This window comes from Williamsia sp. Y853 (assembly GCF_056786495.1).
Genome location: NZ_JBXCJC010000003.1, coordinates 850,404 through 869,867 on the forward strand (window position 1 = coordinate 850,404; position 19,464 = coordinate 869,867).

At 62.2% G+C, this 19,464-nt stretch carries 11 protein-coding genes and 1 pseudogene; 6 read left to right on the forward strand and 6 right to left on the reverse strand.

Going from position 1 to position 19,464, the window contains the following annotated elements; all coding sequences use genetic code 11:
* Nucleotide 1: 1 nt before the first annotated feature.
* Nucleotides 2-2,329, reverse strand: coding sequence for a galactose oxidase-like domain-containing protein (locus tag AC1TPF_RS20160; protein ID WP_482139763.1), 2,328 nt, complete (start codon nucleotides 2,327-2,329; stop codon nucleotides 2-4).
* Between the two features lie 160 nt (nucleotides 2,330-2,489).
* On the opposite strand from AC1TPF_RS20160, the gene AC1TPF_RS20165 reads away from it, so the two are divergent.
* On the forward strand, nucleotides 2,490-4,913 hold the full coding sequence (locus tag AC1TPF_RS20165; RefSeq protein ID WP_482139765.1) for an ATP-dependent Clp protease ATP-binding subunit: 2,424 nt from the start codon (nucleotides 2,490-2,492) through the stop codon (nucleotides 4,911-4,913).
* Between the two features lie 106 nt (nucleotides 4,914-5,019).
* On the opposite strand, the gene AC1TPF_RS20170 is transcribed toward AC1TPF_RS20165, so the two are convergent.
* Both AC1TPF_RS20170 and AC1TPF_RS20175 read right to left on the reverse strand, forming a co-directional pair.
* Nucleotides 5,020-6,180, reverse strand: coding sequence for an endonuclease/exonuclease/phosphatase family protein (locus tag AC1TPF_RS20170; RefSeq protein ID WP_482145090.1), 1,161 nt, complete (start codon nucleotides 6,178-6,180; stop codon nucleotides 5,020-5,022).
* A 25-nt stretch (nucleotides 6,181-6,205) separates the two neighbouring features.
* On the reverse strand, nucleotides 6,206-6,814 hold the full coding sequence (locus tag AC1TPF_RS20175) for a TetR/AcrR family transcriptional regulator (protein WP_482145091.1): 609 nt from the start codon (nucleotides 6,812-6,814) through the stop codon (nucleotides 6,206-6,208).
* Between the two features lie 161 nt (nucleotides 6,815-6,975).
* On the opposite strand from AC1TPF_RS20175, the pseudogene AC1TPF_RS20180 reads away from it, so the two are divergent.
* Nucleotides 6,976-8,021 (forward strand): annotated as a pseudogene (locus AC1TPF_RS20180) (aldo/keto reductase).
* A 16-nt stretch (nucleotides 8,022-8,037) separates the two neighbouring features.
* Here AC1TPF_RS20180 and AC1TPF_RS20185 read toward each other — a convergent pair.
* Nucleotides 8,038-10,017, reverse strand: a complete 1,980-nt coding sequence (locus tag AC1TPF_RS20185; RefSeq protein ID WP_482145092.1) for a phage holin family protein — start codon at nucleotides 10,015-10,017, stop codon at nucleotides 8,038-8,040.
* A gap of 40 nt (nucleotides 10,018-10,057) precedes the next feature.
* Here AC1TPF_RS20185 and AC1TPF_RS20190 point away from each other — a divergent pair, with 40 nt between their 5' ends.
* Entirely contained in the window at nucleotides 10,058-10,849 is a 792-nt protein-coding gene (locus tag AC1TPF_RS20190; protein ID WP_482145093.1) for an MBL fold metallo-hydrolase, read from the forward strand.
* A gap of 15 nt (nucleotides 10,850-10,864) precedes the next feature.
* On the opposite strand, the gene AC1TPF_RS20195 is transcribed toward AC1TPF_RS20190, so the two are convergent.
* Nucleotides 10,865-13,261: a Tex family protein gene (locus AC1TPF_RS20195; RefSeq protein ID WP_482145094.1), complete on the reverse strand. Its 2,397-nt coding sequence runs from the start codon at nucleotides 13,259-13,261 to the stop codon at nucleotides 10,865-10,867.
* Nucleotides 13,262-13,577: 316 nt separating this feature from the next.
* On the opposite strand from AC1TPF_RS20195, the gene AC1TPF_RS20200 reads away from it, so the two are divergent.
* The 3 genes from AC1TPF_RS20200 (at nucleotide 13,578) to AC1TPF_RS20210 (ending at nucleotide 18,706) form a co-directional block, all read left to right on the forward strand.
* On the forward strand, nucleotides 13,578-15,215 hold the full coding sequence (locus AC1TPF_RS20200) for an ATP-dependent nuclease (RefSeq protein WP_482145095.1): 1,638 nt from the start codon (nucleotides 13,578-13,580) through the stop codon (nucleotides 15,213-15,215).
* A gap of 1 nt (nucleotide 15,216) precedes the next feature.
* Entirely contained in the window at nucleotides 15,217-16,893 is a 1,677-nt protein-coding gene (locus tag AC1TPF_RS20205) for a UvrD-helicase domain-containing protein (protein WP_482145096.1), read from the forward strand.
* Nucleotides 16,894-17,380: 487 nt separating this feature from the next.
* A complete protein-coding gene (locus tag AC1TPF_RS20210; protein WP_482145097.1) occupies nucleotides 17,381-18,706 on the forward strand; it encodes a TerD family protein in 1,326 nt (441 codons plus the stop codon).
* Between the two features lie 9 nt (nucleotides 18,707-18,715).
* Here the strand turns inward: AC1TPF_RS20210 and AC1TPF_RS20215 are convergent, their stop codons facing one another.
* Nucleotides 18,716-19,348 (reverse strand): class I SAM-dependent methyltransferase, encoded by a 633-nt coding sequence (locus AC1TPF_RS20215; protein WP_482139780.1) that lies wholly within the window; start codon nucleotides 19,346-19,348, stop codon nucleotides 18,716-18,718.
* Between the last annotated feature and the right edge of the window lie 116 nt (nucleotides 19,349-19,464).

Sequence of the window (19,464 nt, forward strand, 5' to 3'; positions counted from 1 at the left end):
GTCAGGAGATCTTCAGCCACCTCCCGATCGACGGAACACCGTGGGTGTCAACCACGTACAACAGATACCAGCCCGGCGGAACGAGCGATGGATCACTCGGCAAGTGCAGAGTCGCGGTGGCCGCGCCGGTGAACGGGATGTCGACGAGGCGTTGTTCGTTGTCTGACGAGTGCGTGGTCGCCCCCGGTCGCATCAGCGAGAATTCGCGGGGTGCCCGTTGTCCCTGCACTGTCACGGTGAGCGTGTCCCCGTAGTCGACATGATCGACCGCGAGATCGAATGAGGGCCGCTCGGCGTGGAAGAGATACGGCGGCAAGAACATCTCGATACGCGTCTCCACGGTGCGGCGCTGCGGATTCGACCCCGCCGTGATGACTTTCCCGTCCGGTGCCAGCAAGGCCACCGAGTGGTACAGCCGTGGAACCCGCGAGGTGGCCGTGTGCTCCCAGACACCCGCTCCAGACTTCAAGAGTTCGGCAAAAGGCGGCGCGTCGTGTGCCATCTCCTCCATCCCCGAACCGCCCGTCGCGAGTACCGACCGGTCGGGCAACAACACCGCACAGACGTGCATCCGGGCATGCATGAGCGGCGGTCCGGCGATGTACTTCGGCTCCGCCTCCGATAGATCCGCAATGCGCGTATCGGCCAGAGCTGGTGCGGGACTGTGCATATCGAATCCGCCGCCACCGACGATCATCACCTTTTGATCCTGGGCCGGCGGCAGCAGGACGCTTGACGCCTGGTTGCGCAAGCCTGGGTCCATCAAACCCTGCACCTCTGTGACATGCCCGGTTGCCGGATCCCACACACTCGGCCGCATCCCGTTGTTGCCGCCGTATTGAGCACCGGTATAGAAGATCTTGCCGCCGATGAGCACCACCAGATTCGCGTACATGGGTATCGGCCCCGGGTTCGGCAACTTCGACCACGTGCCGGCCGCCGGGTCGTAGACCTCGGGAATCACCGACAGTTGGTTGTCTCCGAGGCCGGACACCGCGAGTGCGCGTCCATCCGGCAGGGTCACCAGCGCCGGGTACCACCGTCCGAACTCCATATCGGCCGTCCGCACCCACTGCCCGGCCGCCGGATCGAATATCAGCGCGTCGGTCAGTCCATAGAACGGGTCGTAGCGGTCGGTGCCACCCGCAGCGAGGATCCGGCCGTCCGGAAGCGCGCATTGCCCAGCGCAGAACAGATCGATCGGGGTGCCCGGCGCATCGAGATCCGGGGCCGGGTAGTGCCACAGCCTGGTGCGGAATGCGTGTGCGGCATGGGCGATCTCGTCGTTGCCGGAACCGGCGAAGAAGAGGACGTCTCCGGTGTTCAGCAAGGCCGCGTGCACCGGGTTGATCTCGGTGCCGAAGTCCAGGATCCGCCACGCGCCGTGGTGGTGACCCTCGTCGATGTCCAGGACCAGCGGGGCGATCCGCAACGACCCGGTACCCGTAGGTCCGGCGACGGTGAGCACGGCCAGCTCCGGCCGTGCTCCCGGATGTGGCAACAACGCCAGGGATGCACCCTGGTTGTCGTCGAAACCCCAGCCCGGCAGCTCATCCCACACACTCCATCCATCGACGCAGTGCCCGGAGGCGGTCAAACCCCAACCGACAGTGACCTGCCCGGTATTGGGCCCGTTCGGGTTGTCGACTGCCAGCACGATCAACTCCGGACGACCGTCGCCGTCGAGATCGGCCACCGCGAGGCCGGCGCCCTGGTTTTCCCAGCCGTACCAATCAGGTACCCCGATCCAGTCGCCCCAGCCGCCGTCGAGGGTGCCGTCCGCACGCAAGCCTCCCCCGACCCGGAACTGACCGCTGTTCTGACCGTTCGGGTTGTCGACGACGAGCACCACGATCGCGTGTGCCCCGTCGAGCGTGGTCAGCGCAATGTCCGCGCCCTGGTTCTCCCAACCGAACCAGTCCGGGATCTGCTGCCATCCGGTCCAGGCGCCGGTCACCGCGCCATCGTCCGCGAGGTTCCTCCCGATTTTCAGGTATCCCTGGTTCTGCCCGGCCGGATTGTCGACGACCAGTACAACCAAATCCAGTTGTCCCGAGCCGTCGAGGTCCGCGAGCGCGATGGACGCGCCCTGATTCTCCCAGCCGAACCAATCCGGGATCGCATGCCAAGGACTCCAGTTGGCCGCGGTGCCATCACCGGCGACCGCATGACCGACTCGATAGGAGGCCCCATTCTGGCCTGGCGGGTTGTCGACCAACAACACGACGACGTCGTCTGTGCCGTCGCCGTCGACATCACCGACCGCGACCCCACAGTCCTGATTGATGGGCGAGAACCACCCCGGAACGGGTACTGCAACTCCGGCCATGACGAGCCCCCTCGACAGCGATGCACGTTCCTCGAAGTTTAAGCGGGCTGTGACGCACATCATGTCGTTCAGCCGAATGGCACCGGCGTACGGGAATTGATTGGACCACGCTCATGTTAATTGAGTCGTATGCACTCAACTCTTTAAGGGAGGCTTCCGAATGGCAGCATTCTTCGGGCCCGAAGGCCCGCGCCGCATCGACATCAGCCGATTGATGAGCAAATCCACCCAGGCCCTCGTTGCAGACGCGGCCAAGTTTGCCGCAGGTCGCGGCGACTCTGAGCTCGACGCCCTTCACATCCTGCGGGTCATGGCCGACCAGGAACCGATCCGCAACTTCATGGAACGTGCGGGCGCTGCACCTGCGACCGTCATCGCCGCCGTCGACAAGGGTTTGCCCAACCACGGTCCCGCGACCGGTATCGGCACCACCACCCTGAGCGCCGCGGTGAGGACCGCCGTCTTCGAGGCCCATCAACTTGCCCAGGCATTTGGTTCGGCCTTCATCGACCCGGAGCACCTGTTCCTGGCACTCGCCGGGGATCAGGATCGCGCAGCGGGACGACTGTTGGCATCTGCCGGGGTCACACCCGAGCGCCTGCAGGCCGCCGTACAGGGCGGTTCAGCAGCGACCGAAACCTCTGACAGCGCCACCCCAGGTCTCGACAAATACGGTTTCGACCTGACCGAACGCGCGCGCTCGGGCGGCGTTGATCCGGTGATCGGACGCGCCGAGGAAATCCAGCAGACCATCGAGATCCTGTCTCGGCGCACCAAGAACAACCCGGTGCTGGTCGGCGAGGCCGGTGTCGGCAAGACCGCGATCGTCGAAGGTCTCGCCCAGCGGATCGTGGACGGCGATGTCCCCGACCGGTTGGTCGGCAAACGGATCGTCCAGCTCGATCTCTCGAGCATGGTGTCGGGTACGCGGTACCGCGGCGACTTCGAGGAACGACTCAACGGCGTGATCGACGAGATCGTCGCGCACTCCGACGAATTGATCGTCTTCATCGACGAGGTTCACACCATCGCAGGCGCAGGTGCCGGAGCCGACGGTTCGATGGATGCCGGAAACATCCTCAAGCCCAAGCTGGCTCGCGGTGAACTGCACATCGTCGGTGCCACCACACTCGACGAGTACCGGAAGAACATCGAGAAGGATCCGGCGCTCGAACGCCGGTTCCAGCCCGTGACGGTTCCCGAACCCAGCATCGCCGATGCCATCGAGATCCTCACCGGTCTGCGTGGCCGGTACGAGGAGCACCACGGTGTGCGCTACTCCGACGAGGCGATCACGGCCGCGGTCGAGTTGTCTGCCCGCTACATCGGCGATCGGTTCCTGCCGGACAAGGCAATCGACCTGATCGACCAGGCCGGTGCTCGCATGCAGCTGACCACACCGAGCGGTGACAGCGAGGCGATTCGCAAGCAGCTCGCTGCACTCGAATCCGCGAAAGAAAAGGCGGTGGCGGACGAAGACTACGAGAAGGCGTCTGCGCTCCGAGACCAGACCGCCCGGCTCAAGTCGCGACTCGAGGACGGCAGCGACAAACCGGCGGTCGTACTCGACGTGACCGCCGAGGACATCGCGGATGTGGTGTCGCGGGCCACCGGAATTCCGGCAGCTCAGATGACCGAGCAGGAGAAAGAACGGCTCCGCCGGCTCGAAGACGAACTGCACGAGCGGGTCGTCGGGCAGGACGACGCCGTCAAGGCGATCGCCCGGGCGGTGCGTCGGAACCGGACGGGAATGAGTGATCCCGATCGTCCGGTCGGCAGCTTCCTGTTCCTGGGACCCACCGGCGTCGGCAAGACCGAGCTGGCAAAGGCGTTGTCCGCCTCGCTGTTCGGAGACGAGTCGAAGATGCTTCGGCTGGACATGAGCGAGTACGGCGAGCGTCACACCGTCAGCCGGCTCATCGGGGCACCTCCGGGCTACGTCGGATACGGCGAGGCCGGGCAGCTCACCGAGCAGGTCCGTCGAAATCCGTATTCGGTGATCCTGCTCGACGAGATCGAGAAGGCCCACCCGGACATCTTCAACACGTTGCTCCAGGTTCTCGACGACGGACGCCTGACCGACAGTCAGGGCCGCACCGTCGACTTCAAGAACACCGTGCTGATCATGACCAGCAACCTCGGGTCGGACATCATCTCGAGCAAGTCCGGTGGACTCGGATTCACGACCGGCGACACCGTGGCCTCGGACAAGCCGATTCGCGACCGGATCATGAGTCGGTTGCGGGAATCGATGCGGCCGGAGTTCCTCAACCGGATCGATGAGATCGTCATCTTCCGCAAGCTCGACGACGAACAGCTGCACGAGATCACCGATCTGTTGTTGGAGGACAGCCGGAAACGGCTCGGCGCCAAGGGCATCGAGATCGACTTCACCGATGCTGCAGTTGATTGGATTGCCGAGCGCGGGCATCAGCCCGAGTTCGGTGCGCGCCCGCTGCGGCGTTCGATCCAGCGGGAGGTCGACGATCGCATCGCCGATCTGCTGCTCGACGAGGTCCTCATCGACGGCGGCAAGGTCTCGGTGGAGGTCAACGACGGTGAGCTGGAACTGAACGTCAGCTGACCTGATCCAGGTAACCCCTTCGATCCGCTCCACATAACACGATCCGCTCCACTTGCAGTGCGCTGCAGGTGGAGCGGATCGTTGTATATGGAGCGGATTTTCTCGGTCAGTCGGCCCGGAGGGTCAGCTCGACCACAACCGGATAGTGATCACTTGCTCGCGTCACACTCTCCGGGGTCACCAACTTGCGAGGATCCGCGGCCGAGAAGTGGGCCGACGCGTATACCCGATCGCTGTTGGATGGTGCCCCGGCAGTCGATTCGGCCAGTCCCGCCGCAGCGAATATCTCCTGCTCTCTTGTGAACTCGGGTGATCCATCACGAATGTTGAAGTCGGCACCGAATATCGTTGGCCCCTGCCATGTTCCGATCGTTGCCACCACCGGATCGACTTGCCGTTTCGGCTCGTCGATCCCATGTTGCGGTGGACTGAAATGCCCCGACAGCACCCTGATGCTGTTGCCGCCAACGGTGCGCACCATCGCATCGGTGGCCACCCTCGGCTGGTATTCCTTCATACCCCCGAACGGTAGCCAGGTCTGGCCCAGCTTGGTGCTCACCACCGCGGCCCAGGCATCTGCGGTTGCCCGGAACCGTCGGCCGGTGTTGTCGCCGAGCGCATCGCCTATTCGCAGACCTCGCGCATCGGTGATCGTGGCACCGTTGAACGTCATGACGCCGGTGCCTTCCCGTCGCCCGGTGACCTTGTCGATCGCCGCCGTCATCACGGCCCCGGTGGGCCGCAAACGCTTGACGAGCGCGCCCAGGGTGTCGACGAAATTCGACCGCACCGCATAGTTGTCGAGTTCCTGGAGCAAGACGATGTCGGGTCGTTCCTGTTTGATCGTCTCGGCGAGGAGATCGAGTTTGGCCGCAGTGGCGAAGAACTTTCCGGGTGCACCCATCCCGCCGTGCACGTTGAACTCCATGACCCGCAACGTCTCGGTCGCGACGGGCGACACGGCAGGCACCGCACCTGATCCCACTGCCGAGCGCAGACGGACGCGACCTATGCGCACCCCGAGCAGGGCACCAGTCGTCGCGCCGAACAACAGACCCCGACCCATCCCGAGACCCGTCGCCGCACCCACGGCCGCACCAATACCCGAGCCGCCGACAACAAAAGGCGCCTGATCACGCAATTGTGTTCCGACGCTGTCGATTGAACTGCGAACATGAGCAGGTTCGGCCAGCGCGGGCAGTGCCGCCCCGATCCCCATCGGGCAGTCCTTGACCGCATGTACGTTCTGATCCACCGAAAGCGCCATGCCGCCGCCCTCCCGTTGCTACGAATTAGTCTCTCTGGGAAGACAGACTATCGGCGGTCGGACGCAATCCATCCACGAATACGGCGACCATGCGCTGGTTGTACGCAAGGTCCTCGCCGGGAACCGGTTGGCACAGCAGGGCAACGGCATGCAGCACGGTCGTCGCGTTGACATCAGAACGGACCTCCCCGCCCGCGGCATCGAGCAAGGATGTGACAACCGGTTCGAGACGCTGCATGAAGTAGTCCGGCAGCGAGTCGAATGCCGGATCACCCGAGTGCAGCGCCGAGGCGAGCCCGCGCTTGGTCCCGACGAACTCGGTGTACCGATGTACCCACTTGGCGAGCGCCTCGGTCGGCTCATATGCGTCTCGGAGTGCCACCGCAGCGTCGACGCAGGCGTCTATCCCATGTTCCAGCACCGCCGCGACGAGGTCGGCGCGTCGCGGAAAGTGCCGGTACAGCGTCCCGACGCCAACGCCGGCCAGGTCGGTGATCTCCTTGGCGGGCGCGTCCACCCCCGAGCGCGCGAAGACAGTCTTCGCGGCGTCGAGCAGGGCATCGACATTGCGCTGCGCATCGGCCCGCTTGCGACGAGGCTGCTGCGGCGATTCGTCCGACTCCACGGTGTCCATGGTCCTCACCCCCTTCAGCTATTTCGGAAAGATATTCCGCTTAGGTGTTGCCATACCGGAAAGCTATTCCATATAGTTGTGGAAGAGCTTTCCGGTTATGGGTGTAAGCCTACCGCCCGAAGCACGGATCGCCATCACATCCACTCCATCGGAGGCATCCCATGCAGTACCGCACCCTCGGCCGACCGGCATCAAGGTCAGCCCCTACGCTCTCGGCACATTGATGCTCGGCGCATCGATGGGCAATCCCGACCACGACGACTCGGTTCGCATCATCCACAAGGCACTCGACGCCGGCATCAACTTCATCGACACCGCGGACGCCTACTCGTTACCCCCGCAGGGCGCATCCGAGGTGGTCGTCGGCAAAGCACTCAAGGGGCGTCGCGAAAACGTCGTCCTGGCAACCAAATTCGGTCGACCGATGGGCGAGGATCCAAACCGGCAGGGAACGTCCCGACGTTGGATCATCACCGCGGTGGAGGAATCCCTGCGCCGGTTGCAGACCGACTACATCGACCTGTATCAGATCCATCGCCTCGACCCGCAGACCGACATCGAGGAAACCCTGTCGGCACTGACCGACCTGGTCCGCAGCGGTAAGGTCCGGGCGATCGGTTCGTCGAATACGCCCGTCTCCAACATCATCGACGCTCAATGGGTGGCCGAACACAGAGGACTCGAGCGGCTGCGCACCGAACAGCCGCCGTACTCGATCCTCAACCGCGGCATCGAAGCCGAGGTACTGCCGACAGCTCAACGCTTCGGAATGGGCGTGCTCGTCTGGGGTCCGCTCGGGCAAGGAATGCTCACCGGTCGCGCCCGCAAGGGCCAACAGTCCGACCTGGTCCGCGCGAGTTTCTTCAAAGCCTTCAGCGATGAACGTCGCCTCGACGCCGTCGAAGCGCTCATACCGCTGTCCGCCGAGGCAGGCCTGCCGATGACGCATCTCGCGATGGCGTTCGCGATCGCCCACCCCGGCGTCACCAGCGCGCTGATCGGAGCACGCACCATGACGCAACTCGACGATCTTCTCGCCGGCCTCGAGGTGACGCTCTCCGACGACATCCTCGACCGCATCGACGAGATCGTCCCGCCGGGCACCGATATCGGCACGCTCGACCAGGCCTACGTACCTCCCGCACTGCAACTCAAAACGCTCCGGCGGCGGCCCCTCGTTGAGCGTGGTGCCGCCCAAACAGGCTGAACCCGAGTAGTTCTCGTCACCGCCGGGTATCTTCCTGGTCCCGCCAGCCGGCGAGCACCGCATGAACCGCCTCGGCACCGTGCAGGTTGTCGGGCGGCGCGGGCAACACGCTGGGGCACAGCAGAAATGGCGTGCTCTGTGGGCCACCCATCCCGCCGTGTGAGCCCACCTGCTCCTCGAACGCGGCGACCTCATCGGTCTCGGGCCAGTACGCTCCCCCGACCATGATGTCGGCAACGTTCTCGAATGTGTCGGTCCGGCGGATCTTTTCGAGTGCGTCCGGGCCGAAATCCACCAGTGGGTCGATCCCCTGGACGCTGCCGCAGGCGACATCCACCGTGCCATCGGCACCGAGGACAACAGAGCCGCCCGATGCCCGGGCAACAAGAAGAAATCCGATACCGGGGTGTGCACGCAGCGCATCGAGAAGTCCCGGGTAGGCGGCCTCGATGGCGTCCATGTCGGCTCGCCCGGATATCGCCGGGAAGCTGATCAATCCGAGATTGCCCGATCCGAGTACCACCGGTCTCCCATGGTCCGGAACCGGCGGCTCGGGCGTTTTCGGTGAGCGCACGCTGGCCGCGGCGTACTCGACGCCTTCGGCTCCGATTTGCTGGTCGCCAGATGTGCTGACTTCAGCCGATTCACCACACAGTCGCAGGACAAGCTGTTCCAGGCTCACTCCGTAGCGCTGCATGAATGTCGCACCCTGACTCTGTCCATGATCGGACAGGATGGCGACGTTGTACGGCCGATCCGCGTGCTCCAGTACGGCGACGAGCATCCGGATCTCCTCATCGACCTTGGTCAGCACCTTCAGCGTTTCGGGTCGCGAGATCCCCGAGTGGTGTGACACCTCGTCGTAGCCGATGAGGTCCGCATAGATGATGCTCCGACCTTGGATCAGGTCGCGGACAACCGCTGCCACAGTGACATCCGTGGCCAGCACCGTGGTGAACGCCCGCACGAGCGGATAGACACCGCCGCGGGGTACACGCGGCCGGATGTCGGCGCGGCGCTGATGCCACGACTGCCGCAACTCCCGTTGCACCTCGGCGACCATCCGGATCAGCGTGCGCAACGCACTTGAAGGATCGACGAAATACGACGAGTAACCTGCACCACCGCCGAGCCGTGCCCCGCGCATCCGGCTCACGACAAGGACATTGTCTTCCGCACCTCCGGTGAACAGGTTGCCGCGACTGGCGCCGTCAACCGCCAAAAGGCCGGGGTGGTCGGCGCGTTCGAGTTCGCGGTCCTCGTTGTCGCGCGGATTGCTGAAGACGTCGATCTTGCCGTTGCTCTTGTCGTACCAGCGAAATGCGGGCACGTTGTGGTTCGAACCGTGCAAGATACCGAGCTGGCTTGCCCCCGTCTGGCTGCTCCAATCGGTGTGCCACGGGATCAGGCTGTGCGTCTGTCTGACCATCGCAGCCAGCCCAGGGGTGACACCGTCCGCGATGGCACGACGCAGCACATCGTGGCCGAGGCCGTCGATCTGAATACACAGCAGTCCGGGTTCGCTGGAAACGGGCGGGTGATTGCGACGAAGTCTCTGCCTGCGCACCTGCATCAGCCGATAGGCAGTATTCGAGTGAGACGCGATCGCGCCACCGACAACGGAGGTGAACAGTGACAGTAACGTCGCCATGAACACTGCGTCCCAAGCTCTTTCGACCGAGGCGACCGGGACGATGTTCAGCGTCAACAACATGATTGCGCCACTGGCGAAGAAGACCAACAGGAAGAGCACCGCGGGCCCGACCCACGACATCAGCCGGACGAACAGAGGCCACAGCACGGCGCTGAGCACACCGAAGACGAGCGCCACCACCAACGCCGACGGCAACTTGGACAACGCCGGGATCCCGATGTTCACCGATTCCAGCGATATTCCGTCGAAGACCGCATCCAGCAGCAGGATCGCCACCGCAGACGACAGCCACAGCACGACGAACTCGATGAGAAGGCCGACCAGCCGGGCTGTGGTGCGCATAGGGCATCCCTTTCGCCTGATCTCTGGGATCGTAGTGCGTGTGGGGGCGACGCCGGGCGCAGACGACGAGGACCGTGTCGGCGTGGCGCTGCGCTGGCTCGGGCACGCGAGCACAGTGATCGAAGACCGCGGCACCACCGTGATGACCGATCCGGTTCTCACCTCGCGGGTCGGACATCTACGCCGCCGACGAGGCCCTGTCCCCTCGGGCCCCGCGGTTCAGAATCCAGACGTCGTCCTGTTGTCACACCTGCACGCCGATCACACGCATCTACCGTCGCTTCGGCTCCTGTCGGAGGACGTGCCGATCGTGGTGCCGTCGGGCGCTCCCGATTCGCTGCCCGCGCTACGCGATGTCGGTGACCGGCTGATCGAGGTGCGACCGGGCGACGCCGTGTCGATCGGCGAATTGTCGATCCAGGCGGTGCCCGCCGACCACGACGGCCGCAGGTGGCGTCGCGGACCGCAGACCACTCCGGCGTTGGGGTACGTGATCACCGGCGACAACCGCACCTATTTTGCCGGCGACACCGATCTCTATCCGGCTCTGGCCGACTGGGTGTCCGACATCGATCTGGCCTTGCTTCCGGTCGGCGGGTGGGGGCCGACGTTGGGTGCCGGACATATGGATCCATCACGCGCGGTGCGCGCTGCGGAGATCATCTCGGCCCGTCATGTGGTGCCCATTCACTTCGGCACGTTGTGGCCGGTCGGGATGGGCAGGGTCCGGCCCGAGCGGTTCTTCGGTCCCGGTGGCGAGTTCGTACAGCTCGCCACCGAGACCGGATTGCCTGCGACCGAGCTGGAACCCGGCGGATCGCTGCCCGAGTAGACCCGGCGAGGGCTGTTACTTGTTCCCGAACCCCGCGTCGCGAAGAGCCTGGGCGAGTGAACCGTTCGCCGGCACCGGGGTGGCGGACTTCCGACCGGAGTTGTTGTCGCGCTTGGGATTCCCTCGCTGATCGGGGCGCGGCCCACGGCGCTGACCACCCTGATTGGCACCGCCCTGGTTTCCGCCGCCCTGATTGCCACCACCCTGATTGCTGCCGCGCTCGGGCTTGGCCTTACCGGCACCGGGCTCGTCGTTCAGGCGTAGCGACAACCCGATCCGCTGCCGGTCGACATCGACCTCCATCACCTTGACGCGGACAACCTGTCCCGACTTGACCACTTCGTGCGGGTCGGAGATGAACTTGTCGGCCATCGCGGAAACGTGAACCAGTCCGTCCTGGTGGACGCCCACGTCGACGAAGGCACCGAAGGCGGCCACGTTGGTCACAACGCCTTCGAGCACCATGCCGGGCTTGAGGTCGGCGACCTTCTCGACGCCGGCTGCGAATGTTGCGGTGGTGAACGCCGGACGCGGGTCACGGCCGGGCTTTTCGAGTTCGGCGAGGATGTCGGTGACCGTCGGGACGCCGAACCGGTCGTCGGCGAACTCTGCCGGACGCAGCGCGCGCAGTGCCCGCTCATTGCCGATCAGTTCCGCGAGGGTGACACCGGATCGATCAAGGATCTTGCGGACCACGGGGTACGCCTCGGGATGCACACCCGACGCATCGAGCGGGTCGTCGCCCTCACGGATCCGAAGGAAGCCGGCACACTGCTCAAAAGCCTTGGGTCCCAGACGCGGAACCTTGAGCAATGCCTTGCGACTCTGGAACGGTCCGGTCGCATCACGGTGAGCCACAATGGATTCCGCCAACGTATTTGTCACGCCGGACACCCGCGAGAGCAGCGGTACCGATGCGGTGTTGAGATCGACACCGACGGCGTTCACGGCGTCTTCGACGACCGCGTTGAGGCTGCGGGCGAGGATGCCCGGGGTGATGTCGTGCTGGTACTGCCCGACACCGATCGACTTCGGCTCGATCTTCACGAGCTCGGCCAGCGGGTCTTGCAGACGCCGGGCGATGGATACCGCGCCACGCAGTGAGACGTCCATGTCGGGGAACTCATTTGAAGCGTATTCGGAGGCCGAGTACACCGAGGCGCCGGCCTCGCTCACCATCGCCTTGGCCGGGGCCTTGCTGGTGGCCTTGCCGATCTCGGCGATCAGCTCACCGGCCAGCGCGTCGGTCTCGCGAGAGGCGGTGCCGTTGCCAACCGCGATCAGTTCGACGCCATGCCGGGCCACCAGCGCGGCCAGTGTCGCCTTGGACTTGTCCCACTGGTTCTGCGGCTGGTGCGGGAAGATCGCGCAGGTGTCGAGGACCTTGCCGGTGCCGTCGACCACCGCCACCTTCACACCGGACCGGAATCCGGGGTCCAGGCCCAGGGTCGTGCGAGCACCGGCGGGTGCGGCCAGGAGCAGGTCGCCGAGGTTGCGGGCAAACACCGCCACCGCGTCTTCTTCGGCGGCGCGACGCAACCGGACGCGGGCGTCCACCATTGCGGTGATCATCAGCTTGGTGCGCCAGGCCAGACGAGCGGTTCCGATGAGCCATGGCGTTGCCGGGCCGGAGTTCGCGACGTCCACACCCAGCGACGCGGCCGCCATCGCCTGGTAGCCGTCGTCTTCACCGCCGTCGAGTGTCAGCGACAGCATTTCTTCCTTCTCACCGCGCATGACAGCAAGCACCCGGTGCGACGGCATCTTGTCGAGGGGCTCGCCGTACTCGAAGTAGTCGCGGAACTTCTGTGCCGCAGGGGTATTCGCCACCGACTCCGACTTGGCAGCGGTCCGCAGCGACCCCTCCTTCCAGAACTTCTCCCGCACCGCGCCGACAAGCTCGGCATCTTCTGAGACCTGCTCGATCAGGATGTGGCGCGCGCCCTCCAGCGCAGCTGCCGCATCCGCGACATTCTCTGACACAAACCTGGTGGCGACATCTTCCGGAACCAGCGACGGATCGGTCAATAGCTGCTCGGCCAGCGGGGCCAGCCCGTTCTCGCGAGCGATCTGCGCCTTGGTGCGCCGCTTGGGCTTGTACGGCAGGTAGATGTCTTCGACGCGCGACTTGGTCTCGGCAGCGTTCAACGCAGCCTTGAGTTCGTCGGTGAGCTTGCCCTGCTCCTCGATCGACGCCAGCACTGCTGCGCGTCGCTCGTCGAGCTCACGAAGGTACCGCAGGCGTTCATCGAGGGTACGGAGCTGGATGTCGTCCAGACTGCCGGTGGCCTCTTTGCGGTACCGGGCGATGAATGGCACCGTCGAGCCCTCATCCAGCAGCTTTACCGCTGCCGCCACCTGTTCTTCCCGAACATTGAGTTCTTCGGCGATACGAGCATTCACGGACTTCACAGCTGGGGTCGATATCACCCCGTGAACCCTACCGAAGCAAACAGACACTGCCAGACACCGGCGGCGTGAGTCTTCTCAGCATCGCGCCGAGACCGACTCTTGGTTAGCGATCGCCCAGAGTATTCACGCTGGCCTCCTATTGGCCTTGAACCTCATTTGAGCAGCGCTGACCGAACACCATGTCAGGCCGAAATTCACTGGAAGAGACCCACACTCCATACGTTTCGGCACACGGACGCCGGGTGTCACACCCATTGGAACGGCCCAGCAAGCGATACGGTCCGCAGTGAAGCCACATCGTCGATTTAGGCGTCTCATGAGGAGGTTCATTCCATTGCGTATACAGCAACTTGCTGTGAGCAATCATTCACGCTTGGTCAACTTCGATATAGGACTACGCGCCCACCTCGTGGTAGTTGGACCCAACGACGTTGGCAAATCATCGCTACTACGATGCGTCGATCTCCTGCTGGGTTGCAGCACCGCGCAGCTGTACCAACGCATATCCCTCGAAGACTTTCGATCGCGGGACCAGCCACTAGTGATACGTGTGACGGTTGTAGATCTCACGGCCGACGAGTTGGCATTATTTCCCGACGAAGCCACCGTCGATCCGAGAACTGGCGAAATTAGCCTAATCGTACAGCTGCGAGTCACCGTCGACGATACCGAGACACTCTCGATCCAGAGAACCGCACCGGCATCAGGAACTGGACGTCAGCTCACTCGAGCTCAAGTCGCCAGCATGGGTTGGAAGCTACTAAGCGCGACCGCTAACTCGCGCGACTTGCGCGACGATCGCCATAGTTCCATCACCGACATACTCCAGGCGGTCGACCTCGGCATTGAAAAAGACGGCTTTGATCGCCTGACAAAACAGCAGGTAACGCTGCTTGAATCCTCCGCAATCCTACGTGAGTTGCGTCTAAATTTAGCGAACCAGCTATCAAAAGCTCTGCCGCAGACCGTGGACCGAGACGATCTAGTGCTGTCCCCCGGGGCCAGTATCGACAACGATGTGCTCAGCGACGTTCGCCTGATGATCCTGAACGACGGCCAGCCAAGGAGTCTTGTCGAACAATCTGACGGTACGCGGGCTCTTTACGCAATCGCGCTGTACGACCTTGTTAGCGCCGCTGCAAATGTTGTCGCTATCGACGAACCCGAGATCCATCTCCACCCCACCAGCCAGCGGAGCCTCGCGAAACTACTCCAGAACAGTGGCAATCAGAAAGTGTTGTCGACTCATTCAGCGGATATAGTCGGCGCATTCCCTCCAGATTGCATCGTCAGTATTCGAACAGGGGGCAATGTGGTTCAGCCCGACGCCGGCTTTTTGACTGACGATGAGCGCATGGCGGTCCGGTGGTGGGTGAGAGACAAACTCGAACCACTCACCTCGAACACCGTGATCGCAGTGGAAGGGATCTCCGACCGGATAATCCTCGAGCGGGTCTGCGAGCTCACCGGTCGCGAGCTTGATCGTCTCGGTGTATCGGTAATCGAAACCGGTGGATGCGGAGACATGGGCCCCGTCTTGAAACTATTCGGCGAGACTGGGTTCAAGATTCCAATTGCACTCCTCATCGACGATGACGCCAAAAGCGATACTGCAAATACACTCGGGGTGACCGAATTCGACCTTAACGCGCATTCGGTCTGGATTTCCGACCCCGATCTCGAAGCCGAATACGTATCAGCGCTCGGCGCGCAGACTGTTTGGGAAGCGATCTTAGCCTCCCATCTCTTTACCAATGCCGATCGCAAGAATTGCGCTACTACCGGACCGGAAAACTCCCGTACAGATGACGACGTAGCAGCCTTCTGCCGAAGAAAGAAGTCCGGCACCAAGGTAAAAGCTGCAATGGTGATCGCACCACTTCTGGACGAGCAAACTGCACGAAAGATTTCAAGTATTGAGCAACTCCTTTGCGTTGCCATCGACGGGAATTGACGTGATCGATCCCACAAAAGAACAGATCGCGATACGTGACCACGCTAGCCTGTCATTGCTTGCTATCGCACCTGCTGGCTGCGGAAAGACCGAGGCATTAGCGCTGCGGATCGCTGATCTAGTGGCACGCGGAACGGCCCAGAAACATCGACGTATCCTAGTCACCACCTTCACCAATAGATCGAAGGAGAACATCACGGAACGGCTTCTCGACTATCTTCCAGATTCTTCGATTAAACAATCAGTAACAGTTTCCAATTTTCACGGCCTCGCTGCACGAGTATTCCGCGCGCACGCAAACGTCATTGACATGAACCCTGATGCAGTCATCCCCGACTCGAATTGGGTCGCCGAGCAGTGTCGACAAAGAAAGATTCCATATAAGAATGCGCAAAGGATACAAAAGGTCTTGCAGGCCGTCAAACTTGAGGACATCACTGACAAAGAAGTCCAAGCCCACCTCTATGAACTAAGAGAAAATGTCGCAATAGATCTCGAACGAACACGAATCAATGAAAACCGTCTCACATATGAAGACCTACCACGTATGGCATCACTAATTCTAGCCAATGATGCCGTCGCCGAACTCTATCGAAACCACTTCGCGGCGGTAATTGTCGACGAATTTCAGGACCTTACACCACAACAGTTGCGAATCATCAACCGCATTGGCGGGGGCATGACCACCTACGCGGGCGACCTAGCGCAAGGCATCTACAGCTTCGTCGGCGCCGAACCAAATAGGGTCTACGCTGCAGTTCAGGCTGAATGCGGACAGCCGATCATATTCTCCAAATCCCACCGTTCCTCGCCAGCGGTACTTCGCGCCGTCAACGCGTTAGCTGAAGTCACCGGAGGAACCGAACTGAGTGCGGCCCGCCCTGAATCATGGCCGGGTGGCGGCCTCGTCGCCAAACTCGACTATCAAGACGCTACTAGCGAAGCTGAAGGGCTTGCCAACTTGTGTCGTTACATTCTAAAGAGAGCACCAGGGTGCCGTATTGCCGTGATAGCTAGGATCACAAGTAGGCGCCGATTCGTTGATGCCAGACTCTCCGCAAGCGACATTCCGTTCTACCGCTGGGATGATGGTGTCTTGGATCAAGAGGTCGCAAGACTTGTCAGATCCACCCTGACCTCTCTCGATCCGACGGACCTCAAGAAACATGAAAATCTGCGCGCTGAACTTCGCCTGCGAACGGGCTTCGAAACGATCGATGATCCAGATACCAAAAAGGCGCTTGCTGACGCTATTGACTGGTGCCACGACCTCCTCTGCTCAGGTGAAGATCCAGCCAATATTCAAAAACGAATCCGCGTTGCCGATACGAACCTGATCGACACCAACGGAGTTCATCTCCTAACTGCACACGCAGGGAAAGGTCAGGAGTTTGATTGGGTAATAGCTCTGGGCTTAGAAGATGATCATATCCCCTATTACGACGCTAAGACTTCCGAAGAGATCACGGAAGAAGCCCGCATCTTGTCCGTCATCCTCTCCCGGGCGCGCCACGGATCATTTCTGACAGTAGCGAAAGATGTACCCAACAACCAGAATGAAACCTGGATCAGAAGTCCGTCCCGATTTTGGCAACTACTAGACGGCGCATATGTCAATAGAAATCAGGGTAAGAAGTGGCTAGATACCGCGGATTGGAAGCGCATCAGAGAGCGGTGAGACGCAACTATCTAACGCGGAACGAAAGTCGACGCATGCCCAAATTCGCCAACACTGCCGAAGCATCTCGCCATGTTTCATTGTGGACGAGAAGCCATCCCGCCTACTCCGGTCGAGCCGATGGAAACCGAGGTCCGCGGCTATCCCCTCGCCCGGCACTGCGCTCGGCCAGGTCACCACCAATCCACCGCGGATCAATATAGTCGGTCGACCGCGTTTCATCGAGATGTCTTGCACACTCCGACCGTCGTGTGGAGCGCTGCGCGCAATTCAACGAACGTGCCCTCGAACCTTCATCCCGCAGCCTGACCGCTGCCGCCGGTTCGTCTTGCGAATCCAGTCCTTCGGCGATACGCGCATTCGCGGACTTCACAGCATTCACATCCGACGCTGCACGAACGACGCTATCTTCGCGCGGTTAGACCGTATGCCAACATGAACGAAACCGACGAACCGTTGACCAGGTACTACAGAACGGGACTGATCTGTGCTGGAGATAGCCAAGGGCTCGAGAACGGATCTGTCCGATGATCGTTACGTCGTCCGCATATCCACGACCGGGCAATCCGGGCTGGTCGACATCGCTGCGGTGTTGCTCGCCGATGACGGCAAAGTACGTTCCGATGGCGACTTCGTCTTCTTCAACAACCCGAAGGCCTTCGGCGTTACATTGACGTCGGACGACAGCATCACAGTCGATCTCGCCGCGATTCCGAGCGACATTCACCGCATACTCATCACCGCGAGCACCGAGGCCCAGAACATCGATTTCGGTGCGGTACCGGGACTTTCGATCGAGATTGCAGGTAGCTCCGAACAGTTTCGCTTCGCTCCTGCGAACCTGACAACCGAGACCGTCCTTCAGGCTGTTGCGCTGTACCGTCGCGGTGCCGGCTGGCGGATCGACGCCATCGGCCAGGGATACAGCCAAGGTCTTGCTGCACTCGCGATCGAGCACGGCATCGATGTCGAGGAACCCGCAGCGCCCGATCTGACCCCGTCTGACGTGGTTCCGCCCGTGGAATCTGTCGCGGCGACAGAATCGCAGCAGCCGGCGGCATCGTCCACGATTTCATTCGACAAGGTGAAGGTCGCTCTCACCAAGGACTCTCCAAGCCAGATCGCGAAGATCGATCTCCGAAAGTCCCAGGGCGACACCAACTGGGTGTTGACCGTCGGGCTGGAATGGGATGGCCGCGGCGCGACCTACGACGACAACGGCAATGTCACGAAATACGGCACCGGCGACCTTGATGTGTATTTCTTCTGCCGGAACGAAGTCACCAACGACTACGTCGTCATCAGCGGCGACAAAGGCCATCAGGGAAACCTGAAGAAGTGGCCGTTCATGCACCACTACGGAGACAGCAAAGGTCCGGGTAAAGGCAATAAGCCTGCCACAGAACAGGTTCGGGTCATCCCGAATGAGAATGGCGACCTGCTCGTCAACATCTATCAGAGCGTTGACAACGGCGGTGGCGCCATCGACAAGTTCGGTCGACCACGGGTGGCGATCCGCTACGGTCGCGCCGGCAAAGGTGGTCTGCCTGACGCTGATGCCGACGAGATCCTGGTCTACGTCGGCAACAGCAAGAACTCGTTCTGGGCGACTGTTGCCCACATCGATGTCCAGGACGGCGTTTTGACCGTCGACGGGGAAACCCGCTACAGCCGGGTCGGTAGCGAGAAGATGCCCGGCCTGGACTCGAAGAGCAACTGGGTGCGTTCACCCGCCGACGGACCGAAAGGCCGCAGCAAGAAAGCCAACAAGGGCCTTGGCCTCAACAAATACAGCGGGAAGTGCCCCACGTAGACGCACTCGTCACTGCTGCGGCTTCGAGAACACCGCCACCAGGAAGTCGGAGTTGTCGGAGAACGGACGTAGGTCCCACGTGGACATCAACAGGTCGACCACCAGACCACTCGCCTCGGCGTCGGCGAAGAAGTCGGAGAACTCGTAGTCCCGGCCGGCACCGAATCCGATGACCACCCGACCATTTGGAGCCAGATGCCGCGCGAATCCGCTGAGTACATCGCGTCGGGTTGACGGCGCAACAAACGTGACCACGTTGCCCGCGCACAGGATGACGTCGAAGTCTGCGGCTATCCCCTGGCCCGGCAGATCGAGTTCGGCCAGATCACCGACAATCCACGTCGGGCCCGGATAATCCGCTTCGGCCTCAGCGATGAGCACCGGATCGACATCAACCCCGACCACCTGATGCCCGGTCGCATACAGGTGCCCACCGAGACGGCCCGGTCCACAACCTGCATCGAGGATCCGCCCACCGCGGACCAGCATCGCATCGATCAACCGCGCTTCACCCACGATGTCTTGGCCTTTGGCAGCCATCGACCGAAACCGCTCGGCGTACCGAGTCGAATGTGTGGGATCAGCCGCAGTGATCTCTTCCCACTTGGTCGGCACACGATCACGTGGCACGTCGTCGCTCACTTTTCGTAACTCCCTGGGATCAGACCGGTGCTCCAACAACGTCGGCCCAAGTAGGACGACGTTGCCACTCCCCTACAACCCTAGTGCCATGTGAGCCCGGTCAGCTGCTACCGAGG